This is a genomic window from Streptomyces sp. 1331.2, assembly GCF_900199205.1.
GTDB lineage: Bacteria > Actinomycetota > Actinomycetes > Streptomycetales > Streptomycetaceae > Kitasatospora.
The window spans coordinates 5976180-6002538 of record NZ_OBMJ01000001.1 but is presented as its reverse complement, the minus strand read 5'-3'; the positions used below and the strand labels follow the sequence as shown (position 1 = coordinate 6002538).

Sequence of the window (26359 nt, the reverse complement as noted above, 5' to 3'; positions counted from 1 at the left end):
CCCACCGGCCCCGGCATCAATCAAAAGGTTGAGCTCCGCTTCTGCCCTTCGATGCCCAGGATGCAATCCGCGGCGCGATGCCCCGGAGCCCGGCGGTCCGCGACGGTGGGAGCGTCGGAAACACCGTGTCCGGCAGACACCCGTGCAGAGGAAGGCCACCGTGTTCGTCGCCTGGAGGGACCTGGGGTTCGCCAAGGGGCGGTTCGCCCTGATGGGAACCGTCATCGTGCTGATCACCGTGCTGGTCGGCCTGCTGTCGGGGCTGACCGCCGGGCTCGGCCGGCAGAACATTTCCGCGATCACCGGCCTGCCCGCCGACCACCTGGTGTTCGGCCGGCCGGCCGACGGGCAGAAGCTTTCCTTCACCGACTCCCAGGTCACGCCCGACCAGTGGCAGGCCTGGGCCCGCGAGCCCGACGTCACCTCCGCCCAGCCGCTCGGCATCACCACCACCAAGGCCGCCGCCGGAAAGCGCACCGCCGCCCTCTCCGCCTTCGGCGTGCCGGACGGCTCCGGGCTGGCCCCCCAGGGCAGCCGGATCGCCCCCGGCCGGGCCGTGCTGTCGAAGACCGCCGCCGAGAACCTGGGCGGCCTCACTCCCGGCGCCGATCTCACCCTCGCCGGGCACCCGCTGCGGGTCGCCGCCGTCGACGGCGACGCCGCGTACAGCCACACCCCGGTGATCTGGACCAGCCTCACCGACTGGCAGCAGCTCGCCCCGGGCGGCGCCGGCCACGCCACCGTCATCGCCCTGACCACGGCGAAGGGCGCCGACCTCGCCGCCGCCGACGCCCGCCACGGCACCGAGAGCCGCACCCGCGACGACGCCCTCGCCGCGATCGGCTCCTACACCTCGGAGAACGGCTCCCTCCAGCTGATGCGCGGCTTCCTGTTCGCCATCTCCGCGCTGGTGATCGGCGCGTTCTTCACCGTCTGGACGATCCAGCGCAGCGGCGACATCGCCGTCCTCAAGGCGCTCGGCGCCTCCACCCGCTACCTGCTGCGCGACGCCCTCGGCCAGGCGGTGCTGCTGCTGGTGCTCGGTACGGCCGTCGGCACCGCGATCGCGGCCGGCTTCGGCGCGCTGATCGGCTCCGCCGTCCCCTTCGTCCTGGACGCCCCGACCGTCCTGCTGCCCGCCGTCGTCATGATCGCCCTCGGCGCGGTCGGCGCGGCCCTGTCCATCCGCCGGATCACCTCCGTCGACCCGCTGACCGCTCTGGGGAGCGCACGATGACTCTGCACCTCGACCGCATCACGCTCACCTACCCGGACGGCGACGACCGGCTCACCGCCCTCGACCAGGTCTCGCTGACCGTCCCCAAGGGCTCCGTCACCGCCGTCGTCGGCCCGTCCGGCTCCGGCAAGTCCAGCCTGCTGGCGGTGGCCGCCACCCTGATCACCCCGGACTCCGGGCACGTCGTCATCGACGGCACCGACACCGCCGACCTCGGCCGCGCCGAACTCACCGCCCTGCGCCGCACCCGGATCGGCATCGTCTTCCAGCAGCCCAACCTGCTGCCCTCGCTCACCGCCGTCGAACAACTCCAGGTGATGGCCCACCTCGACGGCCGTCCCCCGCGCGCAGCCCTCCCCCGCGCCCTGGACCTGCTGGACGCCGTCGGCCTGCGCGACCAGGCCGCCCGTCGCCCGCACCAGCTCTCCGGCGGCCAGCGTCAACGCATCAACATCGCCCGCGCCCTGATGAACGACCCCACGGTCCTGCTCGTGGACGAGCCCACCAGCGCCCTCGACCACGAACGCGGCGCCGCCGTCCTGGACTTGATCACCGACCTCACCCACCGCCGCGCCACGGCGACCATCCTGGTCACCCACGACCGCACCCACCTCACCGCCGTCGACCGGATCGCCGAAGTCCACGACGGAAGGCTGACGGTGCTGTCAGCGGTCTGAGCTACTTCTTGGCGGCAAGCACGTCGTCCACCGCGAGCGTCACCGGCGCTCCGATCGACTCCGGCAAGGTGAACGACTGACCCCGGTGGTGGACGGCGTGCACGCGGTACTCGTCGTCCTGCGGCTCGGTCAGCACCATGACGCGCTGGTTCGTGCGGTCCACGATGACGTAAACGGGTACCCCGGCCGTGGCGTACACGGTGGGTTTCCGCTTCAGATCATCGCTCAGGTTCGATGAGGTGACCTCCAGTACGAGACGGAAGACCGCTGGGTCGTAACAGTTGTACTCGATCAGGTGGTCATCGATGTCGGAGTCAGCGATCGACAGATCGGGCACGGCATAGTCCGATGGCCCAGTCGGCAACCAGATCCCGACGTTCTGCAGGACGTCGACCTCGTCCCCGTCGAGGCCGGCCGCGAACAGCACCCGCATGAGGCGGCTCAGCGACTTGCCGTGCGAAGCCTTCGGCAGTGGCGTCACGGTGATCTGGCTCCCGACGATCTCGACCCGGTGCCCGGCGAACTGGTTGGAGATCAGCTCGGCGGCTTCGAGCAGCGTCGGCTGCTCCATGGGCTCTTCCACTGCTGCGGCGGACACGGAATTCCTCCTGACTGCCGATGTCGGGACCGTCAACGTAGGACCCGGGCACCCCCGACGCCCGATCCTCCGTATTCACCCGAAGGGGCGGTTCAAGCCCCTACCGGGCCCGCAGCCGCAGGGCCGGGCGGTCCGCTTCCGCCGCCTCGTCCTGGCCGGCCCACAGCGAGCGGACGTGGCTGAGGTGGCGGGTCATGCAGGCCTCGGCCGCCTCCGCGTCGCCGGAGATCATCAGGTCCAGCAGCTCCAGGTGCTCCTCCGCCGAGGACACCAGCTCGCCGCGCTCGTCCAGCCGGTTCAGCCCGTACAGCCGGGACCGCTTGCGCAGGTCGCCGACCACGTCGACCAGCCGCGCGTTGCCGGCCAGGCCGAGCAGGTCGAGGTGGAACTGCCGGTCGGCCTCCAGGTAGCCGATCAGGTCGTGCTTGCGGGCGGCGGCGACGATCGCCTCGGCCTGCGGGCGCAGCCGCTCCAGCTGGTCCTTGCTCGCCGCGCGGGTGACCCGGCCGACGGTCGGGACCTCGATCAGGGCGCGGATCTCGGTGTAGTCGTCCAGGTCTCGCTCGGTGAGCTCGGTGACCCGGAAGCCCTTGTTGCGGACGGCTTCGACCAGGCCTTCGCGGGCGAGGTCGAGCATGGCCTCGCGGACCGGCGTGGCGGAGACGCCGAAGTCGGCAGCGAGGGCGGGTGCCGAGTACACGACGCCGGGGCGCAGTTCGCCGGAGATCAGGGCGGCCCGGAGTGCGTGGGCGACCTGGTCGCGAAGCCGCTCCTGGACGGAGATCAGGGTGCGGGATTTGAGGTCGGCCATGGTGTTCCTCCGGGTGGGTGCAGAACCCCAGCGTACAATGTCACGTTACGGTGCGTGCGCAACCGTCCGTGATTCGAATGCCTCCCGGGCCTGCCGACGCTCATGGTGGCAGCGGCCGTCGGCCGTGACAACGGCCGACGGCACACGATCTGCCCCACCCACGGCTATGCCCGGCGGAACTGCCCGACCAGCGAGGTCAGGCTCGCCGCGCCGTTGCCGGCCTCCACGGCCCGCCGGAACGCCGCCTCCAGGACGGCCGGCAGCGCGCCGTCCACCCCGGAGGCCTCGGCGGTGTGCCGGACGTGCTCGATGCCGGCGAGCCCCATCGCCACCCGGTCGACGTCCCCGCGGTGGTCCCCGGCGGCGATCCGCGGCGCGTAGAAGGCCTGGAAGCCGGCCATCGAGGCGGCGGTCGAGCTCAGATAGGGCAGGAACTCCTCGGCCGAGATGCCGTTGGCCTCGGCGATCGCGGTGGCGTGCAGGTAGCCGACCAGGGAGGTCCAGAACAGGTCCATCTGGATCTGGTAGTACAGCTGCGCCAGCCCGGGGTCGTCGCCGCGGTAGTCGGCGCCGGTCAGCACCTCCAGGGCCACCCGGTGCCGCTGGAACGGCTCGACCGGACCGCTGTAGAAGGTGGACGATTCGGGGCTGCCGATGCCCGAGGGCGGGGTCTGCACGCCGCCGGTCAGGTGCCCGGCCCCGCGGTCGGCGAGCCACGCCGCGACCTCGCGGGCCCGCTGCGGGGTGTCGGAGGTGAGGTTGGCGAAGACCTTCCCCTTCAGGGCCGGCTCCGCCTGCTCCAGGATCGCGAACACCGCGTCGTAGTCGGTGAGGCTGAGCACCACCAGCTCGTTGGCCGCCACCGCCGCCTCCACACTCGGCGCCAACTCGGCTCCCCGGGCGACCAGTTCGGCGGCCCGCTCGGGCGTACGGTTCCACACCGTGACGGCGTACCCGGATTCCAGGTACGCCCCGGCCATGGCCTGCCCCATCGGGCCGAGCCCGATCACCGTCACGGACCTCGCGGCGGAACCAGCGGAACCAGCGGACACGGCGGACGACGTAACAGACACAGCAGCAGATCCCCTCGATTGGAACGAACGCTCTACCCAGAGCGACGAGGTCGACGTTAGCACAGAAGTAGAACGAACGCTCTACCCAGATCCTCGACTAGGATTCCCCCGTGAAGACGTCCGAGAAGACCACCACCGTCGGCACCCGCGAGCGGATCATCCGGGCCACCTCCCGCCTGCTCCAACGCCAGGGGTACGAGGGCACCGGAATCAAGCAGATCTCCCGTGAGGCCGAGGCCACGCTCGGCTCCGTCTACCACTTCTTCCCGGGCGGGAAGCAGGAGTTGGCCGCCGAGGCGATCCGGCACGGGGACGAGGAGTTCGCCGTCCTGCTGCGCGCCGGGCTGGGCTCCTCCGAGGACCTGGGCGAGGCGGTGAACGCCTGCACCCGGTTGCTCGCCCACGAGCTGCGCGCCTCCGACTGGCAGGACGGCTGCCCGATCACCACCACCGCCCTGGAGACGGTCGGCCGGGTGCCCGTCATCGAGCAGGCCGTGACCGAGGCCTTCGCCAACTGGCAGGCCATCGTGGCGGAGCGGCTGCGCGCCTCCGGCATCGCCGAGCAGGACGCCCGCGAACTGGCCGGCACGGTCATCAACACCCTGGAGGGCGCCGAGCTCGCCGCCCAGGTCGCCCGCAGCGAGGAGCCACTGCTGGTCACCGGCCGGCACCTGGCCCGCCTGCTCGCCGGCTACTGCTGACGCCCGGCCCGCTGCCGACGCCCTCCCGAGAACGCAAAGGAGCCGGCCCGGCGGGGGATCCCTTCCCGCCGGGCCGACTCCAGCCCCACAACCAGGCCTGCGAACGCCTACGCCTGCGCCTGCCGGTACACCTCCGCCGCGACCGCCAGGTCCTCCCAGGCCATCCCGACGCTCTTGAAGAACCGCGGCCGCCCGGCCGGCAGCAGCGCGTCCCCGCGCACCAGTTCGGCCAGGTTCCACAGCTGCCGCCCGGCGACCCCCGCCAGCAGCAGGTCCCCGGCCTCCCGGGCCGCGACCGACCGCGCCTCCACGTACAGCTCGGCCCGCCCGACCAGCGCCCCGTCCACCTCCCGCACGTCCGGCTCGTGCGAGCCGACCGCCGCCACCGCCGCGTGCGCGGGCACCAGGGTGCCGTCGAACAGCGGGGTGCGCGCGGTGGTGCAGCAGACCACCAGGTCCGCCTCCGCGACGGCCTCCGGCCCGCCGACGGCGGCCGCCAGGCCGAGCCCCCGGCCGTACGCCGCCAGCGCCTCGGCCCGACCGGCGTGCCGCGCCACCACCGTGAGCCGGCTCAGCGGCCGCACGGCCAGCAGCGCGTCCAGGTGCCCGTACGCCTGCGGCCCGGAGCCGAACAGCACCAGGTGCCGAGCCTCCGGCACCGCCAGCCGGCGCAGCGCCGCCGCGGTGACGGCGGGCGTTCGCAGCGCGGTGAGCGCGGCGCCGTCCAGCAGCGCGAGCGGTTGCAGGGTGGGCCCGTCCAGCAGCAGGTAGCTGCCGGTGATCCGGGGCAGGCCGCGCGCCGGGTTGACGGGCGCGACCCCGGCGATCTTCACGCCCGCGTACGACCCGTCGGCGGCCGGCATCATCAGCAGCTCGCCGGCGGGCACCGGCACGGCCGACCGGGCGGGTGCCGCCTCCGGGTCGAACCCGTTCAGCAGCACCCGCTCGATCGCCCCCACCGCCTCGGCGGGCCCGATCCCGCCGGTGCCCGGCACGGCGTACTGGAGCGGCACAACCGCCGTACCGGGCAGCGCAGTCGGACTCGAAGGAGTCACACCCGGAACCGTCACTCCCGACCCGTCCGGACTCACAGGAGGAACCCCGTCCCCAGTTCGTCGTCCGCGTCCAGCACGAACCCGTGCTCCCCGGTGCGGAAGGCCGTCCCGCCGACCTCGGTGACGACGCCCTCCCCCAACGGGTCGCCGCCGGGGAGCACTCGACCGGTGAACACCGTCCCGATGACGGACTCGTGCCGCAGGATCTCCCCAGGGGTCAGCCGGCCCTCTGCGGCGAGCACGGCGAGCCGGGCTGAGGTGCCGGAGCCGCAGGGCGAGCGGTCGATCTGCCCGTCCGCGAACACGGTGACGTTCCGCTGGTTCAACATCCCGTCCGCCAACGGCAGTTCGTCGTGGAGGATCACCCCGTACACCCCCGACAGCCGGGCGTCCGTCGGGTGCGCCACCGCCTCCGCGCCGGCCAGCGCCGCCCTGATCTCCCGCCCCACAGCGGTGAGTTCGGGCAGCCGGGCCGGCTCCACGGCAAGCCCCAGGGCCGACGCCGGTACGGAGACGTAGCAGGCGCCGGAGTGCGCCACCGCCACCTCGACCGTCCCCCGCGAGGTCTCCACCGGCAGCTTCAGCGCGCTGACCCGGGTGGGCACGTTGCGGAAGGTCACCCCGGTGGTGCGCCCGCCGGCCCGGTGCACCAGTGCGGTGACCCGCCCCGAGGGCACGTCGATCCGGACCCGCGCCACGCCGTCCTCGGGGGCCCGGACCAGGCCGGACTCCACCGCCCACGCGCCGAGCGCGATGGTGCCGTGCCCGCAGGCCGTCGAGTAGCCGTCCTTGTGCCAGAACAGCACGCCGAGATGGGCCTCGTCGTCGTCCGGCGGCACCAGGAACCCGCCGTACATCCCGGCGTGTCCGCGCGGTTCCCGGGTGAGCAGCTGCCGGATCTCGTCCAGCGCGCTCGGCCGGGGCGCGGTGGCGCTGCCGCCGGCGCCGAGCGCGATGGCCCGCCGCTCGGCGACGGTGTCGCCGGGGATCGGCGGCGTGCCGTCGAGCACGATCCGGAACGGCTCGCCGGCCGTGTGGTAGTCGACCGTCCGCACGAACATCAGAGCGCGCCTCCGCCCGGCAGCACGCTGACGGTCCGGCCGGCGGTGTAGAAGTCCAGTGCCGCCTGACCCTGTTCGCGCTCGCCGTGGCTCGCGCCCTTGGCCCCGCCGAAGGGCAGGTGGAAGTCGACGCCGCTGGACGGGGCGTTGACCCGGATCATGCCCGCGTCCAGCCGGTCCGCGGCGGCCAGCGCCACGTCCAGGCTGCGGGTGTGCACCGAGGTGGCGAGGCTGTGCGGGGTGTCGTTGGCGAGCGCGATCGCCTCGTCCAGGTCGGCGGCGGCGTGCAGCACGGCGATCGGGCCGAAGAACTCCTCGCGGGCCAGCGGGTGTTCGGCCGGCACGTCGGCGAGCAGGGTCGGCTCGACGTACCAGCCGGCCCGTTCGGGCACGCCGCCGCCGGTGAGCACGGTCGCGCCGGCTTCGACGGCCGAGTCCACCGCGCCGGTCAACCGGTCCCGGGCCCCGGAGTTGACCACCGGGCCGCACACCGAGTCGTCCACCGCCGCCAGCGCCTTGACCAGGGCCTCGCGCAGCGGCTGGTACGCGGCGCCGACCGCGATCACCCGGCTGGTGGCGGTGCACTTCTGCCCGGCGTACCCGGCGATGGCGGCGGCGATGTGCGCGGCGGCCAGCTCCAGGTCGGCGTCCGGCAGCACCAACGCGGCGTTCAGCCCGCCGAGTTCGGCCTGGACCGGCACCCCGCGCTCGGTCGCCGCCCGCACCACGGCCCGGCCGACGCCGGTCGAGCCGGTGAAGGAGACCACGTCCGCCGTCTCGACCAGCGCCGCGCCCTCCTCCGCCCCGCCGGGCAGCACGGTGAACACGTCCTCCGGCAACCCGGCCCCCGGGCCAGCTCCGCCAGCCGCAGCGCGCACGCCGTCGCCTCGGGCGCCGGCTTGAGGACGGCCGTGTTGCCGACCGCCAGGGCCGGCGCCGCCTTCCAACTCGGGATCGCCAGCGGAAAGTTCCAGGGCGCGATCAGCCCGGCCACCCCGTACGGGCGGCGCCGGGTGAACAGCAGTCCGGGCCCGGCGGCGGTCTCGTGCACCGCCCCGGACGGCGTGTACGGCGCCTGCGCGTAGTAGCGCCAGATCGCCGCCGTCCGGGCGACCTCGCCGCGGGCCTCGGCGAGCGGCTTGCCGACCTCGCGCACGATCAGCGCGGTCAGCTCCTCCGCATGCGCCTCGACCGCGTCCGCGATCCGGCCGAGCGCCGCCGACCGGGCGGCCGCCCCGGCGGCGAGCCAGCCGGTCTGCGCCGCCCGGGCCCGGCCGACGGCGGCCCGCACGGCCTCGGCGCCGGGTTCCTCGACGGCGAGCACCAGGTCGGTGGGGTCGGCGGGGTTGTACGAGGTGATGGTCACAACTGGCAGCCCTTCGGGGGTGGTTCAGCAGGCACGGGCAACGCGGGTGCTGCTCGGAGCAGGGCTCTGCTCGGAGCAGGGCTCGCCTCAGAGCAGGAAGCCCGCCGGGAACGGGTCGCTCGGGTCGAGGAAGTACTGGGCGGTGCCGGTGACCCAGGCCCGCCCGGTGACGGTGGGCACCACGGCGGGCCGCCCGGCGACCTCGGTCTCCTCGACCAGCCGCCCGATGAAGGTCGTGCCGATGAAGGAGTCGTTGCGGAAGTCCTGCCCGAGCGGCAGCTCGCCGCGCGCGTGCAGTTGGGCCATCCGCGCGGAGGTGCCGGTGCCGCAGGGCGAGCGGTCGAACCAGCCGGGGTGGATGGCCATGGCGTGCCGGGAGTGCTCGGCGGTGGAGCCGGGCGCCAGCAGCTGGACGTGGTGGCAGCTGTGGATGGACGGGTTCTCCGGGTGCACCGGCCGGTCGGGGCCCGCGTTGATCGCGTCCATCAGGGCGAGGCCGGCGTCCAGGATCTCCTGCTTGCGCTCGCGTTCGAAGGGCAGCCCGAACCGGTCGAGCGGCAGGATGGCGTAGAAGTTGCCGCCGTAGGCGAGGTCGTAGCTCACGGTGCCGTAACCGGGCACCTCGATCTTGCGGTCCAGCGCGACCGAGTAGGACGGCACGTTGTGGATGGTCACCGCCTTGGCGGCGCCGTCCTCGACCTGCACCTCGGCGACCACCAGCCCGGCCGGGGTGTCCAGCCGTACGGTGGTGACCGGCTCGACCACCGGCACCATCCCGGTCTCGACCAGCACGGTGGCGACGCCGATGGTGCCGTGCCCGCACATCGGCAGCAGCCCGGAGACCTCGATGTAGAGCACCCCGAAGTCGGCGTCCGGCCGGGTCGGCGGCTGCAGGATGGCGCCGCTCATCGCCGCATGGCCGCGCGGCTCGTACATCAGCAGGGTCCGGAAGTGGTCCAGGTGCTCCTGGAAGTGCACCCGGCGCTCGGCCATGGTGGCCCCGGGGATGATGCCGAAGCCGCCGGTGATCACCCGGGTCGGCATGCCCTCGGTGTGCGAGTCGACGGCATGGAACACATGACGGCTCCGCATGGGTCACAACTCCCGTACAGGTTCTGGTGGTTGGTGGGGCCTGGCCGGCTGCCCCCGCAGCCGGCCGGGAAGTCGGGCGCGGCCAGGACACGCCCCGGGGCAGGCCTTACGCCAGACCCTCGGCCAGCGCCTTCTCGGTGGCGGCGCGCACGGCCGCCTCGACCTCCGGGGTGAGCGGCAGCCGCGGCGCCCGGGCCGGCCCGCCGGGGCGCCCGGCGATGTCCATGGACAGCTTGATGGCCTGGACGAACTCGGTCTTGGAGTCCCACCGCAGCAGCGAGTGCAGCGACTTGTACAGCGGCAGCGCGGTCTCCAGGTCGTGCTTGACCGCGGCGTCGTAGAGCGCGACCGAGGCCTCGGGCAGCGCGTTCGGGTAGCCGGCGATCCAGCCGACCGCGCCGGCCAGCGCCAGCTCCAGCAGCACGTCGTCGGCGCCGATCAGCAGGTCCAGCCCGGGGGCCAGCTCGGCGATCTCGTACGCCCGGCGGACGTCTCCGCTGAACTCCTTGACCGCGACGATCGAGCCCTCGCCGTGCAGCTGGGCGAGCAGCGCCGGGACGAGGTCCACCTTGGTGTCGATCGGGTTGTTGTAGGCGACGATCGGCAGGCCCGCCTTGGCGACCTCGGCGTAGTGCGCCCGCACCGAGGCGTGGTCGGCCCGGTAGGCGTTCGGCGGCAGCAGCAGGACGGAGCCGGCGCCGGCCTCGGCCGCCTGCTCGGCCCAGCGGCGGGACTCGGCGCTGCCGTACGCGGCGACCCCGGGCATGACCCGGGAGCCGTCGCCGGCCGCCTCGACCGCGACCTCGACGACCCGGGCGCGCTCCGCGGCGGTGAGCGTCTGGTACTCGCCCAGCGAGCCGTTGGGGACGACGCCCTCGCAGCCGGAGTCGATCAGCCAGCGGACGTGCTCGGCGTAGGCGTCGTAGTCGACGGAGAGGTCCGGGCGCAGCGGGATCGTGGTGGCGACCATGATGCCGCGCCAGGGACGGTTGGTGTCGTGCTGGGTGATGGACACGTGCAACTCCTTGGTGAGGTGTGACATTTTATAGGAGCGGACAGGCCGGAGACAAGGTCCCCGACCGACCCGTTCGACAACAGGCCGAGCGGCCGAGCGGCAGGCCCTACCCCGGCGACGGCCCCGCCGCCAACTGCGAGAGCGGCACCGGGCACCCCAGCGGCCGCCGATCCGGCCCCGAGGCCGAACCCGCCCCCGCCAGACAGGCCACCGCCGGCCCGCACATCCGCCCCTGGCACCAGCCCATCCCGGCCCGGGTGAGCAGCTTGACGGTGCGCGGATCCCCCGCGCCCAGCTCCTCCACCGCCTCCCGGACCGCCGAGACCGGCACCTCCTCGCACCGGCAGACGTCGGTGTCCGGACGCAGCCACCCGGTCCAGCCGGGCCCGGGCCGGTGCGCGGCGGCCATCAGCTCGGCGAAGGCCCGCAGCCGCGCCCGGCGGCGCAGCAGCGCGGCCGCCGGCAGCGCCCCGGACACCGCGTGCGCGGCCAGTTCGCCCTCGGCGAGCGCCAGGTCCGCGCCGCCGACGCCGTTGGTCTCCCCCGCCGACCAGAGGCCGGGCACGCTGGTGCGCAGCCGGGCGTCGACCTCCAGCGCAACCGCACCGTCCGGCCCGGTCCGGGTCCGCGCCCCCAGCTCGGTGGCGAGGTCGATCTGTGGCAGCAGGCCGTGGCCAACGGCGAGCGCGTCGCAGTCGATCCGCCGCTCGGTGCCGGGCACCGGCCGCCAGTCGGCGTCCAGCCGGGCGACCGTGACGCCGGTGACCCGGTCCGTCCCGTGCGCCTCGACCACGGCGCTGCGCGGCCGCAGCCGTACGCCGTGCCGCAGCAGCGCGCCGCCGTGCCCGGCGCCCTCGACCAGCTTGCCGGGGACGCCCGCGAGCACTCCGGGGCGCCGCGCGTACCCGAGGTAGGCGGTGGCCTCGACCACCGCGGGCACCTCGGCCCCGGCGGTGACCAGCGAGGACGCCGCCGCGAGCAGCAGCGGTCCGCTTCCGGCGACCACGATCCGCCGCCCGGGCAGTACGAGCCCGGCCTTGAGCATCGCCTGCGCGCCGCCCGCGGTGACCACTCCGGGCAGGGTCCAGCCGGGGAACGGCAGTTGCCGCTCGTACGCGCCGGTGGCGAGCAGCACCGACCGGGCCCGGACGGTGGCCCGGTCGGTGCTCTCCGGCCCGCGTGTGACGTGCACCGCGAAGCCGTCCCCGGTGCGCTCCAGCGCCCAGACCTGGTGCCCGCCGCGGAAGGCGGCCGCCCCGGACCGTTCGTGGGCGGCGAGCCGGTCGGCCAGGCCGGTGTAGGCGGACCAGTGGTGGTGCAGCCGGTCCGGGCGGGCCGCGCCGAGGCCGGGCGCCGGGTGGCGGTAGTACTGCCCGCCGGTGCTCGACCCGCCGTCCAGCAGGACGCACCGCAGCCCGAGGTCGGCGGCGGTGACGGCGGCGGCGAGCCCGGCCGGGCCTGCGCCGACCACCGCGAGGTCGAACAGCGAATCGTCAGACGGCGAGGTCGGCACGGCCGTGGCCCTCCTGGGTGGTGACGGTGGTGCCGGGCTCGGCGGGCAGCAGGCAGGTGCGCTGGTTGGGGCGGCCGTTCACGACGGCCAGGCAGTCGAAGCAGGCGCCGATCCCGCAGAACGCCCCGCGCGGCTTCCCGCCGACCCTGGTGGTGCGCCAGGCGAGCACGCCGTCGGCCCAGAGCGCGGCGGCGATGGACTGCCCGGGCAACGCGGGGACGGGCCGCCCGTCGAACTCGATGTGGTGGGCGGGCCCGGGCTCGGCCTCGACCAGCCCGGCGGGGGTGCGGCGGCGCATCGGCGGCTTCTCCAATCCAGGACGGAATCTCATACGGGGCGGTGACGGGGCGGTGGCGGGGCCGGTCTCACCGGCCGGGAACCGGTCTCACCCGGCCGGGAACCGGTCCGCCCGGAACGGCGCGAGGTCCTGCTCCGGCTGCTTGCCGGCGAGCTGCTCGCTGATCAGCAGTCCGGTCGCCGGAGCCAGCCCGATGCCGGCCCCCTCGTGCCCGCACGCGTGGTACAGCCCGGCCACCCGGGGGTCCGCGCCGATCGCCGGCAGGTGGTCCGGCAGGTACGGGCGGAAGCCCCGGTAGGCCCGCATCACGGCGACCTCCGCGAGCACCGGGAAGAGCTCCGCGGCCTGGACGGCCAGTCGGCGCAGCACCTCCTGGGAGAGGGTGCGGTCGAAGCCGACCCGTTCCCGGCTGGCGCCGATCAGCACCGGCCCGCCCGGGGTGCCCTCGATCACGGCGGAGGTCTCCAGCCCGGCCGAGCTGCTGGCCACGTTGGCCACGTAGTCGGCGGCGTAGACCTTGTGCCGGACGACCCGCGGCAGCGGTTCGGTGACCAGCACGAAGCCGCGCCGGGGCATCACCGGCAGGTGCACCCCGGCCAGCGCGGCCAGTTCACCGCCCCAGGTGCCGGCCGCGTTCACCACGGCGGGTGCGGCCAGCCGGCGGCGGTCGGTGCGCACACCGCGCACGGCGCCGTCCGGCCCGCGGTCCACGGCGGTCACGGTCTCCCCGGTGATCAGCTCGGCGCCCATCCGGCGGGCCGCGAGCAGCAGCCGGGCAGCGGCGAGGGCGGGCTGGACCTGGGCGTCCTGGGGGTAGTGGAAGCCGCCGGCCAGGTCGGGGGCGAGGTGCGGCTCCAGTTCGTGCAGCCGCTCGCCGGGGACCTCCTCGGCGACCACCCCGACGGCGCGCTGGCCCTCCGCGAAGGCCCGCAGCGCCTCCTGCCCGGCGGCGGTGGAGGCGACCACCACGCCACCCTTGGGCTCGTACTCGACGGCCGCGCCGAGCTCGTCGGCGAGTTCGCGCCAGAGCCGCGCACTGAGCAGTGCGAGGTCGAGTTCGGGGCCGGGCTCCTTGTCGGAGACCAGCACGTTGCCCTCGCCCGCGCCGGTGGTGCCGCCGGCCACCGGCCCGCGGTCCACGACGGCGACGGCGAGCCCGGCGCGGGCGGCGTAGTAGGCGCAGGCGGCGCCGACCACTCCGGCGCCGACCACGACGACGTCCAGGGGAGGTCTCTGGGTCTTCAGCACGCCAGTAATATGTCACATGCCATCAACCCTGCCAAGACCACCCGCCGAAACCCGGGGGAGCCCCCGACCAGCGAAAAGCCCCGGCCCGCCGCTCGGAAGCGACGGGCCGGGGCTCACGAAGGCCTACGCCGGCCACGACGGCCTACGACGGCTCACCGGCTCAGGTGATGTCGTCCATCTGCTCGTGGCGGGCGCCCGGCACCGGGGCGCTGCTCGCCGTCGGCGCCGCCGACGCCCGGACGGCCTCCGCACCGGCCACCGGCTGCACGGACAGGTCCAGGTGCGAGGCCTCCTCGTCGTCCAGCCCCGCGTCCGGGTTGCGCCGCGCCTTCCGCTTGTCGTTGAAGAGCGCGATCGCCACGGCGATGAAGTACAGCGCCCAGATCGGCGCCGACAGCAGCAGCATGCTGACCGGGTCGGCGCCCGGGGTGGCGAACGCCGCGAACACGGTGATGGCCATGACCATCCCGCGCCACCAGCCGAGCAGCCGCCTGCCGGTCACGATGCCGACCAGGTTGAGCATCACCAGCAGCAGCGGGAACTCGAAGGCCAGACCGAAGACCAGCACCATCCGGGTGGCGATGTCGAAGTAGTCCTCGGGCGGCAGGATCGGCGTCGTGTCGCTCGGGGTGAACGAGATCAGCATCTCGACCATGGTCGGCATCACCATGATCGCGCAGCCCACGCCCGCCAGGAACAGCGGGGCGCCGCAGACCATGAAGAGGATCGCGTACTTCTTCTCGTGCCGGTGCAGACCGGGCGCCACGAAGGCCCACACCTGGTACAGCCAGACCGGGACGGCCGCGACCACGCCGGCCGTCAGCGCGACCTTCAGCATCCAGTTGAAGCCCGCGGTGAGGCCGATGTTGGACACCTGGGCGCAGCGCCCGTGGTAATGGTCGGCGGCCACCTTGGTGTTGCACTGCGGCAGCGGCTGGAGCAGGAAGTGCTCGATGTCCTTGTGGAAGACCGCCGCGATGGCCGCGAACAGCACGATCGCCAGGACCGACTTCACCACGCGGTTGCGCAGTTCCCGCAGGTGGTCGGCGAGGGCCATCCGCCCCTCAGGGTCCTTTGGCGCCTTCGACGCCTTGGAGAGCTTGCTCAACCCCGGTCCTCAACTCGTGCGTCGAGGCCCGCCGGTCGACGGGCCTGCGTGGTCGTGTGCGTCGCGTGCGCCGTGTGCGTCGCGCTCAAGGCCGACGCTCGCCGTCGGCCCCGGACTCCCCGTCCGAACGCATCGCCTTGGCCTCGCTCTTCAGGATCCGCAGCGACTGGCCCAGCGACCGCGCCACCTCCGGCAGCCGCTTGGCTCCGAACAGCACGATGGCGACTACCACGATCACGACGATCGCGGTCATCGAGATGCGCATGGCCGACCACCTTCAGTCATGGCGGCCCGACGGGCCGTCCGCTGCGGATGGTAACCGCTGCGGATGACGCCACGACGACGGCCGCCCGAACAGGACAGCGGCCCCCGGTACACGGTTCTCAGGAGCCATCTGAGAGCGTAACCCGCCCCTACCTCCGCGCAGCAGCCCCCGTACCGCGAACGGTTTCGCCGTGCTACGGGCCGCGGGCGCCGCGCCAGGGCGCTACGCCCGGCCCGGCACCGCCTCCGCGAGGTCCTCCGCCGCCGAGGCCAGCGCCCGCGAGGCCGCGTCCACGCCCTTGGCGAGCGTCCGCACGTCCAGCCAGAGCCGGATCGCGAGGACCCCCAGGACCAGCAGGCCCGCCGTGGCGAGCAGGACGGCGGCGACGAGCATCCAGGACATGCGCCCCACCCTATACGGGCCCCGAGCGGGGCCCGCCCCGACTCCTACCCCAGCTCGCCCCGCCCGCTACCCCCGCTCACCCCGCCCGCTACCCCTCCGCCGGCACGAGCCGCATGGTGCGGACCCCGGCCCCGGTGAGCGCCTCGACGATCTTCTCCCCGGCCTGCTTGCGCACCGCCGCCCCGCACTGCGGGCAGCCGAAGCTGTAGTGCGCCTGGGCCGGGGTGCGCCCCAGGGTCAGCCGGAACTCCTCGGCGGGCAGCTCCACCTTCTCCCGGCACTCCGAGCAGTACACCTTGAATCTGGTCCCGGGTTCCACCGCTCAGACCTGCCCCTCCCCGTAGGCGGCCAGCGCCTCGCGCGCGGCCGAGCGCGCCTGCTCGGCCGGCTCGGGCGGCGAGACGATCCGGCCGTCCCGGCCCAGCCGCAGCGCCAGCGGGCGCAGCTGGGAGGGGTCGGCGCTGCGCAGGGTGATCCGCAGCCCGCCGTCGGGCAGTTCCTCGGCCCGGTCGTGGGTGTAGTACTCGGCGACCCAGCGTCCGGCGGAGGAGACCTCGATGACGACCTCGGGGTCGTCGGCCGCCGGGTTGACCAGCCCACCGCTGAGGTCGCGCGGCTCGCGCCGGGGCGGGTCGGCGGGTACGTCCAGGACGCGGATCTCGGCGACCCGGTCGAGCCGGAACATCCGGTGGTCCTCGGAGGTGCGGCACCAGGCTTCGAGGTAGGTGTGGCCCTCGGTGAGCAGCCGGATCGGGTCGACCTCGCGCTCGGTCATGCCGCCGCGCCCGTGCGAGTAGTAGCGCAGCCAGAGCCGGCGGCCCTCACTGAGCGCCCGGTCGATGTCGGCGAAGACGTGGCTCTCCGCCTCGAAGGTCACGCCGACGCGGGCGCTGCCCTCGGCGCTCTCCCCCGCCGCGTTCTCGATCTTGGCGACGGCCCGGGTCAGCGCCTCCCGGTCCCCGGCCCGCAGCCCGGGCAGTCCGGCGACCGCGCGGGCGGCCACCAGCAGCGCGGTGGCCTCGTCGGCGGCCAGCCGCAGCGGCTGGGCCACGTCGTCGACGTTGTGCCACCAGATCCGCTCGCCGTCGGTGTCGATGTCGAGCAGGTCGCCGCCGCGGAAGCTGGTGCCGCACATCGGCAGCACGTTGAGGTCTCCGATCAGCTCGCGCTCGCTGATCCCGAAGGCCCGGGCCACCTCGGCGACCTCGGCCCCGGGCCGCTCGCGCAGGTAGGTGACCAGCGACAGCATCCGTCGCGTCTGGTCGATTGCGTTACTCATGCCCGAACGTCCTCCGAGTCCAGCCCCGCGACCGCCCGCAGCCGGTCGATCACATCCGCCCGCAGCTCCTCCGGCCCGAGCACCACCACGTCCGGCCCGAACTCCGCGAGGTCGGCGCCCAGCCCGTTGCCGTACGGGATCTCCAGCTCGTCCCAGACCTCGTCCACCCGGGTGCTGGCCAGCGCCTTGGTGCGCAGCGGGAAGCCCGCGCCCCGCCGGACCCGCACGGTGGCGGTGGCGGTGGCGCCCTCGCCGGCGAACTTCGCCACGGTGGCCCGGACGTCCACGTGCTCGGGCACGGTGCCCAGGAAGGCCCCGTTCTTCGCCCGCACCTTGCCGGTGATCCGGCTGAGCCGGAACACCCGGGCGTCGCCCCGGTCGCGGTCGTACCCGGCCAGGTACCAGTGCCCGCGCCAGCACTCCAGCGCCCACGGCTCGACGCTGCGCTGCTCGACGGCGGCGGCGCCGGCCTTGCGGTACTCGAAGGTGACGGGGCGGCGGTCCCGGGCGGCGGTGAGCAGCGGCTCGAACGCGGCCTCCCGGGCGGGGATGCGCGGCTCCAGGGCGGTACGGCCCTCGGCCTCGGTGAACGGCACTCCGGCCGCACGCAGCTTCTGCAGCGCGCCGCTGGCCGCGCCGGACATCTTGGCCTGCTGCCAGACCCGGGCCGCCAGGGTCAGCGCGGCCGCCTCCTCGGCGTCCAGCGCGATCTCGGGCAGCCGGTTGCGGTCGGCCCGGGCCAGGTAGCCCAACTCGCCGTCCAGGGCGCTCTCGTCGACGTCGATCACCAGTCCGAGTTCGCGCAGGTCGTCCTTGTCCCGCTCGAACATCCGGTTGAAGGCGTCCTCGCTGCTGCTCTGCCAGGCCTCGCGGTACGCCTCGATGGATTCCCGCAGCTCCTTCTTGGAGAGCGGCCTTCTGGTGTTCATCAGGCACAGGGCGAGATTCATCAGCCGCTCTGCCTTGGCGATCGCCATCGCTGACCCTTCCGGTGTGCCGCGCCGCGCGCGGGGTGCGCCAACCGGGCGATCTCGACCCGGCGGGACCGACCGTACCGGTAGCGGTACGCACTGCAAAAGCCGCCTCCCGAACCCGGTCCTCCGCCCGTGCCCTCCGGGCCCGGACACGCCCGTGGGCCGGGCCCCCGGAGGGGTCCGGCCCACGGCGCGAAGGGCCTCAGACGGCCAGCAGGTCGACCACGAAGATCAGGGTCGAGTTCGCCGGGATGAGCGGCGACGGCGACTGCGCGCCGTACGCCAGCTTCGCCGGGATGGTCAGCTCGCGGCGGCCGCCGACCTTCATGCCGACGACGCCCTGGTCCCAGCCCTTGATGACGCGGCCGGCGCCCAGCGGGAAGCGGAACTCGTTGGGGCTCCGGTTCCAGCTGGCGTCGAACTCCTCGCCGGTCTCGAAGGTCACGCCGACGTAGCGGACGCTGACGTTCTGGCCCTTCTTGGCCTCCGCGCCGTCGCCCACGACGATGTCGCGGATCTGCAGCTCCGTCGGGGCGTCGCCGATCGGGAAGTCGATCTCGGGCTTCTCGTTGAGGTTGACGCTCACAGTCCCTCTTCTCATGTCTCGCTTTGCATTTCACGACCAAGCAGCGGGCGCCCGTACCGTGGTCCCGGAATGGACCACGGTACGGGCGCCCGCCGCCCGTCCGGGCCCGGCCACGCGGCCGGACCCGAAGGTCACACGCACACCATTCTCACCCGAAAGTGGATCAGCCCACACCGGCGTCCAGGATGTCCACCACGAAGACCAGCGTCGCGCCGGGCGGGATGTCGCCCTGGCCCTTGTCGCCGTAGCCCAGCGCGGCCGGGACCACCAGCTCGACCCGGCTGCCGACCGTCTGGCCCTCCAGGCCCTGGTCCCAGCCCTGGATGACCTGGCCGCCGCCGAGCGGGAAGGCGTACGCCTGGCCCTTGCCGAGCGAGGAGTCGAAGACCTTGCCGTCCTTGAACAGCGCACCGGTGTACTGGACGAGGACCTTGTCGCCCTTCTCCACCTTCGGCCCGGTGCCCTTGATCAGGACGTGCGACTTCAGCTCGGTCGGGTCCTTGGCGCCGGCCACCGGGGTGATCTCGGCCGGCTTCTTGCCGTTGTCCTTGACCTGCGGGAAGTCCGCCGGCGGCGGGGTGACCGTGCCGCTGACGACCGCGTCGGGCGCGTTGGCGTTGCGGATGTCGATCACGAAGATCAGGTCGTCCTTGGGCCCGATCGACATGTCGGCCTTGCCCTGGGAGCCGAACGCGGCGGCCGGCGGGGCCACCACCAGCACCCGGCTGCCGGCCTTCTTGCCGAGCACGGCCTGGTCCAGCGCCGGGATCAGCGAGGACGTGCCGGCCTGGAAGATCTGCGGCTTGCCGTTGGCGTCGTACGAGCTCGGGATGTCCTTGCCGGTGTTCCAGTCCTTGGCGGTGTAGTCCACCGAGGTCCAGGAGTTCTTGTCCACCTTGGGCCCGGTGCCCTCGGTGAGCACCTTCACCACGAAGGAGCCGTCGGACTTGTCGGCCGGCACCTGGATGTCGGCCTTCTTGCCGAAGTCACCGGCGACGGTCGGCAGCACCTTGGCGCTGTCCTTGACCGGCGGCACCGGGTCGGCGGTCGGCGTGGGCGGCGCGGTCTTGGCCGCGTCGGGCTTGGCCGCCGACGCGTCGTCCTTGGAGCCGTCCTTGTTCACCATGTAGAGCGTCACGGCACTGCCCGCCAGCAGCACGGCCAGCACCGTGCCGAGGATCACGCCGAGCCTGCCGACACCGGGCGGGTTCTCGTCGTACCCGGCCTCGGAGGTGTCGCTCTTGCGCACGTTGGAGGCGAAGATCTGCGGGGTGTCGTCGGTCTTCGTCCCGCCCGCGGCACGCGGCGCGTCACCGGGCCGGGCCCAGCCGGCCTGCTGCTTCAGGATCGACGGCGGAACGACGATCGACTCGCCGTCCCCCGGAAGCGGGCCGCCGGGACGGGAGGCGGCCGGGTCACCCGCAGGGCTGTCGTTCGCCGCGGTGCCGGCCCCGCCCGGGCTCGGCGTCTTCTCAGTCATGACTCCCCATCCATCTCGCCACAGGTCTTCCAGGTCTGCGCCCGGCGTGCTGAGCGCCGGCCTGCCGCCGCACCGCCCGCCCGTACCTTGGCGCCGGACGGCGCTTGCCACAGCGCGAGGGCAGTATGACAGCTCAGGATGAGGGCGGACGCTTCGTTGTACGAGCGTCCGCCCAAGCGTACGGAATCCCCCGGGTGACTTCCTAGACCGCTTCCAGAATGTCGATCACGAAGACCAGCGTGGAGTTCGCCGGGACGGCGCCCTGGGCCTGGTCCTTGTACCCCAGCGCGGGCGGCACCACCAGCAGCACCCGGCTGCCCACGTTCTGCCCGACCAGGCCCTTGTCCCAGCCCTCGATCACGCTGCCGGTACCGATCTGCACCGCCTGCGCGCCGCCGTGCGTCCAGGAGGCGTCGAACTGCTGGCCGTTGCTCCACAGCACCCCGGTGTACTGCACCACCAGCGTCTGCCCGCTCTTGACCTGCTTGCCCTCGCCCTTGATCAGCACCGCCTGCTGGAGGTCGGTGGGCGGCGCCTGACCGGTCGGGATGGTGATCGTCACCGGCGCCTTGCCGTTGTCCTTGACCTGCGGCAGCGTCGCGGCCGGCTGGGTCATGTTCCCGGTGAGCGTGGAGTCCTGCGGCAGGCTCTCCATGATGTCCAGCACGAACACCACGGTGTCGCCCTTGTTGACGCCCAGCTGGCCGGAGCCCTGCTCACCGAAGGCCGCCGCCGGCGGGGCCACCACCAGCAGCCGGGAACCCACCTTCTTCCCGATCACGCTCTGGTCCAGCGCCGGCACCAACTGCCCGCTGCCGGCCTGGTAGAGCTGCGGCTTGCCGTTCGGGTCGTACGAACTGGGCAGGTCCTTGCCGGTGGTCCAGTCCTTCGCGGTGTAGTTGACCGTCACCCAGTCGCCCTTGTTGACGGTCGAGCGCTCGCCGTCGATCACCGTGTTCACCACGAACTGGCCACTGGGCTGCTGGCCTTCGGGGATGGTGATGGTGGCCTTGCTGCCGAAGCCGCCGCCCGAGAGGGTGGGCATCGGCGACGCCTCGCTGACCGGCGCGGGCACCGTCGGAGCGGCGCTCGCCGTGGACGGCGTCGCCGGACCGGCCGCCTTGGGGGAACTGCTGCAGGCGACCGCCAGCAGCAGCGGCAGGGTGAGAAGCAAACCGGCGGTGCGGCGCACGGTGGTCCTAACTGTCGGTCGAAGTCGGCTCTCCTGACTCGACGGACAGCGTATGCCCGGCGCGCGTCCGGCCCCGGTAGACACCACCGGGGCCGGTCACGACCTTGATCACATCGCCGCGGTCGCGGCGCCCACGGGCTACATCCCCGCGATGAGCTTCTCCACCCGCTCGTCGACCGAGCGGAACGGGTCCTTGCACAGCACCGTGCGCTGCGCCTGGTCGTTCAGCTTCAGGTGCACCCAGTCCACCGTGAAGTCCCGGCGCTGCTCCTGCGCCCGGCGGATGAAGTCCCCGCGCAGCCGGGCCCGGGTGGTCTGCGGCGGGATCGACTTGGCCTCGAAGGTTTTGAGGTCGGTGGTCACCCGCTGCGCCTGGCCCTTGCCCTGGAGCAGGTAGAACAGGCCCCGACGGCGGTGGATGTCGTGGTACGCGAGGTCGATCTGGGCGACCCGCGGGTTGGACATGCTCATCTGGTGCTTCTCGCGGTAGCGCTCGATGAGCTTGTACTTCATGATCCAGTCGATCTCGGTGGCCACCCCGTCCAGCCGCTCGCTGCGGACGGCCTCCAGGGTGCGGCCCCACAGGTCGAGGACCCGGCCGATGGTGCCGGTGTTGATGCCCTTGCGGTCGGCGAACTCCAGCGCCTTGCTGTAGTACTCCTCCTGGATGTCCAGCGCGCTGGCCTCGCGGCCGTTGGCGAGCCGCACCTGGTGGGTGCCGGTGAGGTCGTGGCTGACCTCGCGGATGGCCCGGATCGGGTTCTCCAGGGTGAGGTCGCGCATCACCACGCCGGCCTCGATCAGCCGCAGCACCAGGTCGGTGGCGCCGACCTTGAGCAGCGTGGTGGTCTCGGACATGTTGGAGTCGCCGACGATCACGTGCAGCCGGCGGTAGCGCTCGGCGTCCGCGTGCGGCTCGTCCCTCGTGTTGATGATCGGCCGCGAGCGGGTGGTGGCGGAGCTGACGCCCTCCCAGATGTGCTCGGCCCGCTGGCTGACGCAGTACACCGCGCCGCGCGGGGTCTGCAGCACCTTGCCCGCCCCGCAGATCAGCTGCCGGGTGACCAGGAAGGGGATCAGCACGTCGGCCAGCCGGGAGAACTCGCCGTGCCGGGCCACCAGGTAGTTCTCGTGGCAGCCGTAGGAGTTGCCGGCCGAGTCGGTGTTGTTCTTGAAGAGGTAGACGTCCCCGGCGATGCCCTCCTCGTGCAGCCGCCGCTCGGCGTCCACCAGGAGGCCTTCGAGGATGCGCTCGCCCGCCTTGTCGTGGGTCACCAGCTCGACCACGTCGTCGCACTCGGGAGTGGCGTACTCGGGGTGGGAGCCGACGTCGAGGTAGAGCCGGGCGCCGTTGCGCAGGAAGACGTTGCTGCTGCGGCCCCAGGAGACGACCCGGCGGAACAGGTACCGCGCGACCTCGTCCGGCGACAGCCGCCGCTGCCCGCGGAACGTGCAGGTCACGCCGTACTCGTTCTCCAGCCCGAAAATCCGGCGGTCCATGAGCACTCCTTGCTTTGTCGGAGCTGTCCGAAACCGCCTCCACGGCGGCCGGGCCGCCGCAGGGGCACCGGAGTCCCGTACGGCGATCGCGCCGCACGGGACTCCGAAGGCACTACTCGTCCGACGGCGGGGTGGCCGCCGGCTTGTCCTCGTCGTCCGCCTCGGCGGACTGGTCCCCGTCGAGCAGTCGGCCGAGCTGGTTGCCCAGGATCCGCTTGAACTTGCGCTGCTGGAACCGCTGGCGGTCGAGGACCGCGACCTCCAGCTGTTCCGGGGTGAGGCTGCGCGGGCTGCCGCCGTTGGGATCGCGGGCGAGCGAGTCCACCGCGACCTTCACCGCCTCGGTCAGGCTCAGGCCGACGCGGTGGCGCTGGCCCAGGTAGTTGCCGATGGAGTCGGCGTTGCCGCCGACCACCACGTAGTTCTTCTCGTCGACGACCGAGCCGTCCGGCGTGAGCCGGTAGATCTGGTCGTTGTCGGCGGATCGGCCGACCTCGGCCACGATCAGCTCGACCTCGTACGGCTTCTCGCCGACCGAGGAGAAGATGGTGCCCAGCGTCTGGGCGTACACGTTGGCCAGGCCCCGGGCGGTGACGTCGGCCCGGTCGTAGGAGTAGCCGCGCAGGTCGGCGTAGCGGACGCCGCCGATGCGCAGGTTCTCGAACTCGTTGTAGCGCCCGACCGCCGCGAAGGCGATCTTGTCGTAGATCTCGGAGACCTTGTGGAGCGCCCTGGAGGTGTTCTCGGCGACGAAGACGATGCCGTCGGCGTAGGTGAGCACGACCACGCTGCGGCCGCGCGCGATGCCCTTGCGGGCGTACTCCGCGCGGTCCGCCATGGCCTGCTGGGGCGAGACGTAGAACGGTGTCGACACCGGCGGTCGTCCCTTTCCTGTGAGGTGTGGCTAGAGCAGCGGGGCCTGCGGGCCGTTGGGGTGGACGAGCCGCTCGTCGGTGATCGAGACGGCGATCTCGGCGACCTCCGCGTCGGTGAGGCGGCGGAAGCCGTCCTCGGTGATCAGCGAGACGAGCGGGTAGATCTTGCGGGTGAGGTCGGGGCCGCCGGTGGCGGAGTCGTCGTCCGCCGCGTCGTAGAGCGCCTGGACGACCAGGGTCGAGGCCTGGTCGGCCGTCAGGCCCTCGCGGTAGAGCTTCTTCATCGAGCCGCGGGCGTAGACCGAGCCCGAGCCGGTGGCGGCGAAGCCGCGCTCCTCGGAACGCCCGCCGGTGACGTCGTAGTTGAAGATCCGGCCGCGGCCGAGGTCGAGGTCGTAGCCGGCGAACATCGGCACCACCGCGAGGCCCTGCATCGCCATGCCCAGGTTGCCCCGGATCATGGTGGTGAGGCGGTTCGCCTTGCCCTCCAGGGAGAGCACGGTGCCCTCGATCTTCTCGTAGTGCTCCAGCTCCAGTTGGAACAGCCGGACCATCTCGACCGCGAGGCCGGCGGTGCCGGCGATGCCCACCGCGCTGTACTCGTCGGCCGGGAACACCTTCTCCATGTCGCGCTGGGCGATCACGTTGCCCATCGTCGCCCGGCGGTCACCGGCGATCACCACGCCGCCGTCGAAGACCGCGGACACGATCGTGGTGCCGTGCGGGGCCTCGACGACGACTCCCTCGGGGAGCCCTCTCAGGCCGGGGATCAGCTCCGGCCTGTGCTCGGCGAGGAAGTCGAGGAACGAGGACGACCCCGGGGTCAGGAAGGCAGCCGGTAGACGCCCGGTGCCACGAGTGTTGGCTTCCACACGATTCCTTCCAGGTAGCTTGAAGCGCGCATTGCCCGCACCCTACCCGCCCGACGATCTTTGTCCACGCCTGGAGCGGAGGTGCCGAGCGGCCGGGCGGCAGAAGCCGCCCGACCGCCCTCGACGGTCTCGACCGTGAATTCCCGATGACCGGGGAGGGGCTATTGCCCGCCCTTCTGCACGAATCCCCGGACGAAATCCTCGGCGTTCGATTCGAGGACTTCGTCGATTTCGTCCAGTACCGCGTCGACGTCGTCGCTCAGCTTTTCCTGGCGCTCCTTGAGGTCGTCGGAATTCTGGGATTCCGCAACCTGCTCCTCGACCTCCTCGGAGGAGCGGTTCGCCCGCTGCTGGCCGCCGCCGGTGTCCTTGCTCGCCATTTCCCTCACCCCGCTCGATTCGTCTGGCACGGTTGGGTCGCTGCTTGCTGCACCGACCCTATACACAAGGTGCGACTGCCGCTCCCGGTTTGCCGGTGGCGCTTCCTGTCCAACACCCGCTGCCACCCCGGATGATTCCCATTCGGCGGACGTTCACCCGTGGTGATCGAAAAGTTACCCGCCGGACAGGACCCGTAGCAGGTCCTCCGCCGTGCGACAGCGGTCCAGCAGCTCCTTGACGTGGTTGCGGGTGCCGCGCAGCGGCTCCAGGGTGGGCACCCGCTGCAACGAGTCCCGGCCCGGCAGGTCGAAGATCACCGAGTCCCAGGAGGCCGCCGCGACGTGCTCCGCGTACTGCTCCAGGCAGCGCCCGCGGAAGTACGCCCTGGTGTCCTCCGGGGCTTGGAGACGGCCCGCTCGACCTCGTCCTCGGTCAGCAGCCGCTCGAACCGCCCGCGGGCCACCAGGCGGTTGTAGAGGCCCTTCTCGGGCCGCACGTCGCTGTACTGGAGGTCGACCAGGTGCAGCCGCGGGTTGGACCACTCCAGGGCGTCCCGGGTGCGGTAGCCCTCCAGGATCTCCCGCTTGGCGATCCAGTCCAGCTGCCTGGACAGCGACATCGGGTCGCGCTCCAGCCGGCCCAGCACGTCCTCCCAGCGGACCAGGACGTCCACGGTCTGCTCGTCCGCGTCGTTGCCGAAGCGGTCCTCGACGTACTTGCGGGCCAGCTCGAAGTACTCCAGCTGGAGCTGGACCGCGGTGAGCTTGCGCCCGTTGCGCAGGGTGATCAGGTGCTTGAGCGTCGGGTCGTGGGAGACCCGGTGCAGGGTGCGCACCGGCTGGTCGACGGCGAGGTCGGAGGCGATGAAGGAGTCCTCGATCATCGACAGGACCAGCGAGGTGGTGCCCAGCTTGAGGTAGGTGGAGATCTCGGAGAGGTTGGCGTCCCCGATGATCACGTGCAGCCGGCGGTACTTCTCGGCGTCGGCGTGCGGCTCGTCCCTGGTGTTGATGATCGGGCGCTTGAGGGTGGTCTCCAGGCCGACCTCGACCTCGAAGTAGTCCGCCCGCTGGCTGATCTGGAAGCCGTGCGCCGAGCCGTCCTGGCCGATCCCGACCCGGCCGGCGCCGGTGACCACCTGGCGGGAGACGAAGAACGGCGTGAGGTGGCGGACGATGTCGGCGAACGGGGTCGCCCGCTTCATCAGGTAGTTCTCGTGGGTGCCGTAGGAGGCGCCCTTGTTGTCGGTGTTGTTCTTGTACAGGTGGATGGTCTGGCCGTTGGGCAGTTCCAGCGCGCGCTGGGCGGCGGCCGCCATGATCCGCTCGCCGGCCTTGTCCCACAGCACGGCGTCGCGCGGGTTGGTCACCTCGGGCGAGCTGTACTCGGGGTGTGCGTGGTCCACGTAGAACCGGGCCCCGTTGGTGAGGATGACGTTGGCGAGGCCGATGTCCTCGTCGGTCAGCTGGCTGGCGTCCGCCACCTCCCGCGCGAGGTCGAAGCCCCGGGCGTCGCGCAGCGGGTTCTCCTCCTCGAAGTCCCAGCGGGCCCGCCGTGCCCGGTGCATCGCCGCCGCGTACGCGTTGACGATCTGGGACGAGGTGAGCATGGCGTTGGCGTTGGGGTGGCCGGGCACGGAGATCCCGTACTCGGTCTCGATGCCCATCACGCGCCGTACGGTCATGCGGCCCTCCTTGCCC

Annotated in this window: 27 protein-coding genes and 3 pseudogenes; 3 read left to right on the top strand and 27 right to left on the bottom strand. The window is 72.7% G+C overall.

Translation table 11 applies throughout. The features are described from left to right. The first annotated feature begins 160 nt into the window (after positions 1-160). Positions 161-1237: an ABC transporter permease gene (locus CRP52_RS26035; protein ID WP_097238608.1), complete on the top strand. Its 1077-nt coding sequence runs from the start codon at positions 161-163 to the stop codon at positions 1235-1237. Further along, positions 1234-1914: an ABC transporter ATP-binding protein gene (locus CRP52_RS26030; protein ID WP_097238607.1), complete on the top strand. Its 681-nt coding sequence runs from the start codon at positions 1234-1236 to the stop codon at positions 1912-1914. Before CRP52_RS26035 ends, CRP52_RS26030 begins: the two co-directional genes overlap by 4 nt. Position 1915: 1 nt before the next feature. Here the strand turns inward: CRP52_RS26030 and CRP52_RS26025 are convergent, their stop codons facing one another. The 3 genes from CRP52_RS26025 to CRP52_RS26015 all read right to left on the bottom strand — a co-directional run bounded on the left by CRP52_RS26025 (position 1916) and on the right by CRP52_RS26015 (position 4375). After that, complete coding sequence (locus tag CRP52_RS26025; RefSeq protein WP_097238606.1) at positions 1916-2512, bottom strand: Uma2 family endonuclease; 597 nt, start codon at positions 2510-2512, stop codon at positions 1916-1918. 100 nt (positions 2513-2612) lie between these two features. Beyond that, positions 2613-3323 (bottom strand): GntR family transcriptional regulator, encoded by a 711-nt coding sequence (locus tag CRP52_RS26020; protein WP_097238605.1) that lies wholly within the window; start codon positions 3321-3323, stop codon positions 2613-2615. 164 nt (positions 3324-3487) lie between these two features. Continuing rightward, positions 3488-4375 (bottom strand): NAD(P)-dependent oxidoreductase, encoded by an 888-nt coding sequence (locus CRP52_RS26015; RefSeq protein WP_257032862.1) that lies wholly within the window; start codon positions 4373-4375, stop codon positions 3488-3490. A gap of 131 nt (positions 4376-4506) precedes the next feature. On the opposite strand from CRP52_RS26015, the gene CRP52_RS26010 reads away from it, so the two are divergent. Beyond that, positions 4507-5097: a TetR/AcrR family transcriptional regulator gene (locus CRP52_RS26010; protein ID WP_097238604.1), complete on the top strand. Its 591-nt coding sequence runs from the start codon at positions 4507-4509 to the stop codon at positions 5095-5097. 107 nt (positions 5098-5204) lie between these two features. On the opposite strand, the gene CRP52_RS26005 is transcribed toward CRP52_RS26010, so the two are convergent. The 24 genes and pseudogenes from CRP52_RS26005 to dop form a co-directional block, all read right to left on the bottom strand. Further along, entirely contained in the window at positions 5205-6152 is a 948-nt protein-coding gene (locus CRP52_RS26005; RefSeq protein WP_306458889.1) for an ornithine cyclodeaminase family protein, read from the bottom strand. Between the two features lie 32 nt (positions 6153-6184). Further along, a complete protein-coding gene (locus tag CRP52_RS26000; RefSeq protein WP_097238603.1) occupies positions 6185-7213 on the bottom strand; it encodes a proline racemase family protein in 1029 nt (342 codons plus the stop codon). Next, positions 7213-7998 carry an aldehyde dehydrogenase family protein gene (locus CRP52_RS40615; protein ID WP_306458923.1) on the bottom strand — a complete coding sequence of 262 codons (786 nt, stop codon included), beginning with the start codon at positions 7996-7998 and terminating at the stop codon, positions 7213-7215. The genes CRP52_RS26000 and CRP52_RS40615 overlap by 1 nt, the downstream gene beginning before the upstream one ends. Then, positions 7884-8579 (bottom strand): aldehyde dehydrogenase family protein, encoded by a 696-nt coding sequence (locus CRP52_RS40610; protein ID WP_306458888.1) that lies wholly within the window; start codon positions 8577-8579, stop codon positions 7884-7886. The genes CRP52_RS40615 and CRP52_RS40610 overlap by 115 nt, the downstream gene beginning before the upstream one ends. An 87-nt stretch (positions 8580-8666) precedes the next feature. Continuing rightward, positions 8667-9671, bottom strand: a complete 1005-nt coding sequence (locus CRP52_RS25990; protein WP_097238602.1) for a proline racemase family protein — start codon at positions 9669-9671, stop codon at positions 8667-8669. A 106-nt stretch (positions 9672-9777) separates the two neighbouring features. Further along, a complete protein-coding gene (locus CRP52_RS25985; protein WP_373560574.1) occupies positions 9778-10641 on the bottom strand; it encodes a dihydrodipicolinate synthase family protein in 864 nt (287 codons plus the stop codon). 151 nt (positions 10642-10792) lie between these two features. Continuing rightward, positions 10793-12199 (bottom strand): FAD/NAD(P)-dependent oxidoreductase, encoded by a 1407-nt coding sequence (locus tag CRP52_RS25980; RefSeq protein ID WP_097238600.1) that lies wholly within the window; start codon positions 12197-12199, stop codon positions 10793-10795. Further along, positions 12180-12497: a (2Fe-2S)-binding protein gene (locus tag CRP52_RS25975; protein WP_097238599.1), complete on the bottom strand. Its 318-nt coding sequence runs from the start codon at positions 12495-12497 to the stop codon at positions 12180-12182. The genes CRP52_RS25980 and CRP52_RS25975 overlap by 20 nt, the downstream gene beginning before the upstream one ends. Before the next feature lie 87 nt (positions 12498-12584). Continuing rightward, positions 12585-13745 (bottom strand): NAD(P)/FAD-dependent oxidoreductase, encoded by a 1161-nt coding sequence (locus CRP52_RS25970; protein WP_257032860.1) that lies wholly within the window; start codon positions 13743-13745, stop codon positions 12585-12587. Between the two features lie 160 nt (positions 13746-13905). Further along, positions 13906-14802, bottom strand: a complete 897-nt coding sequence (gene tatC / locus CRP52_RS25965) for a twin-arginine translocase subunit TatC (RefSeq protein ID WP_097238598.1) — start codon at positions 14800-14802, stop codon at positions 13906-13908. Between the two features lie 148 nt (positions 14803-14950). After that, positions 14951-15118: pseudogene (gene tatA, locus CRP52_RS25960) on the bottom strand (Sec-independent protein translocase subunit TatA); the annotation flags it as partial. A gap of 222 nt (positions 15119-15340) precedes the next feature. Next, the gene (locus CRP52_RS25955; protein ID WP_097238596.1) at positions 15341-15520 is read right to left on the bottom strand and encodes a hypothetical protein; all 180 of its coding nucleotides are present in this window, start codon (positions 15518-15520) and stop codon (positions 15341-15343) included. An 88-nt stretch (positions 15521-15608) separates the two neighbouring features. Beyond that, positions 15609-15839 (bottom strand): hypothetical protein, encoded by a 231-nt coding sequence (locus tag CRP52_RS25950; protein ID WP_097238595.1) that lies wholly within the window; start codon positions 15837-15839, stop codon positions 15609-15611. 3 nt (positions 15840-15842) lie between these two features. Continuing rightward, positions 15843-16799, bottom strand: a complete 957-nt coding sequence (locus tag CRP52_RS25945) for a helix-turn-helix transcriptional regulator (RefSeq protein ID WP_097238594.1) — start codon at positions 16797-16799, stop codon at positions 15843-15845. Further along, positions 16796-17776 carry a helix-turn-helix transcriptional regulator gene (locus CRP52_RS25940; RefSeq protein WP_097238593.1) on the bottom strand — a complete coding sequence of 327 codons (981 nt, stop codon included), beginning with the start codon at positions 17774-17776 and terminating at the stop codon, positions 16796-16798. Before CRP52_RS25940 ends, CRP52_RS25945 begins: the two co-directional genes overlap by 4 nt. 199 nt (positions 17777-17975) lie before the next feature. Beyond that, the gene (locus tag CRP52_RS25935) at positions 17976-18374 is read right to left on the bottom strand and encodes an FKBP-type peptidyl-prolyl cis-trans isomerase (RefSeq protein ID WP_218893117.1); all 399 of its coding nucleotides are present in this window, start codon (positions 18372-18374) and stop codon (positions 17976-17978) included. Between the two features lie 148 nt (positions 18375-18522). Beyond that, positions 18523-19839: an FKBP-type peptidyl-prolyl cis-trans isomerase gene (locus tag CRP52_RS25930; protein WP_097238591.1), complete on the bottom strand. Its 1317-nt coding sequence runs from the start codon at positions 19837-19839 to the stop codon at positions 18523-18525. Positions 19840-20041: 202 nt separating this feature from the next. Then, entirely contained in the window at positions 20042-21031 is a 990-nt protein-coding gene (locus CRP52_RS25925) for an FKBP-type peptidyl-prolyl cis-trans isomerase (protein ID WP_097238590.1), read from the bottom strand. Positions 21032-21169: 138 nt separating this feature from the next. After that, a complete protein-coding gene (pafA, locus tag CRP52_RS25920; RefSeq protein ID WP_097238589.1) occupies positions 21170-22531 on the bottom strand; it encodes a Pup--protein ligase in 1362 nt (453 codons plus the stop codon). Between the two features lie 112 nt (positions 22532-22643). Next, a complete protein-coding gene (gene prcA / locus CRP52_RS25915) occupies positions 22644-23405 on the bottom strand; it encodes a proteasome subunit alpha (protein ID WP_097238588.1) in 762 nt (253 codons plus the stop codon). Between the two features lie 30 nt (positions 23406-23435). Continuing rightward, complete coding sequence (prcB, locus tag CRP52_RS25910) at positions 23436-24233, bottom strand: proteasome subunit beta (protein ID WP_373560573.1); 798 nt, start codon at positions 24231-24233, stop codon at positions 23436-23438. After that, positions 24230-24307 (bottom strand): annotated as a pseudogene (locus tag CRP52_RS40880) (endonuclease VII domain-containing protein); the annotation flags it as partial. The gene prcB and the pseudogene CRP52_RS40880, both read right to left, overlap by 4 nt. 132 nt (positions 24308-24439) lie before the next feature. Then, on the bottom strand, positions 24440-24658 hold the full coding sequence (locus CRP52_RS25905; RefSeq protein ID WP_030055588.1) for a ubiquitin-like protein Pup: 219 nt from the start codon (positions 24656-24658) through the stop codon (positions 24440-24442). Between the two features lie 174 nt (positions 24659-24832). Further along, positions 24833-26343, bottom strand: a pseudogene (gene dop, locus CRP52_RS25900) (depupylase/deamidase Dop). Between the last annotated feature and the right edge of the window lie 16 nt (positions 26344-26359).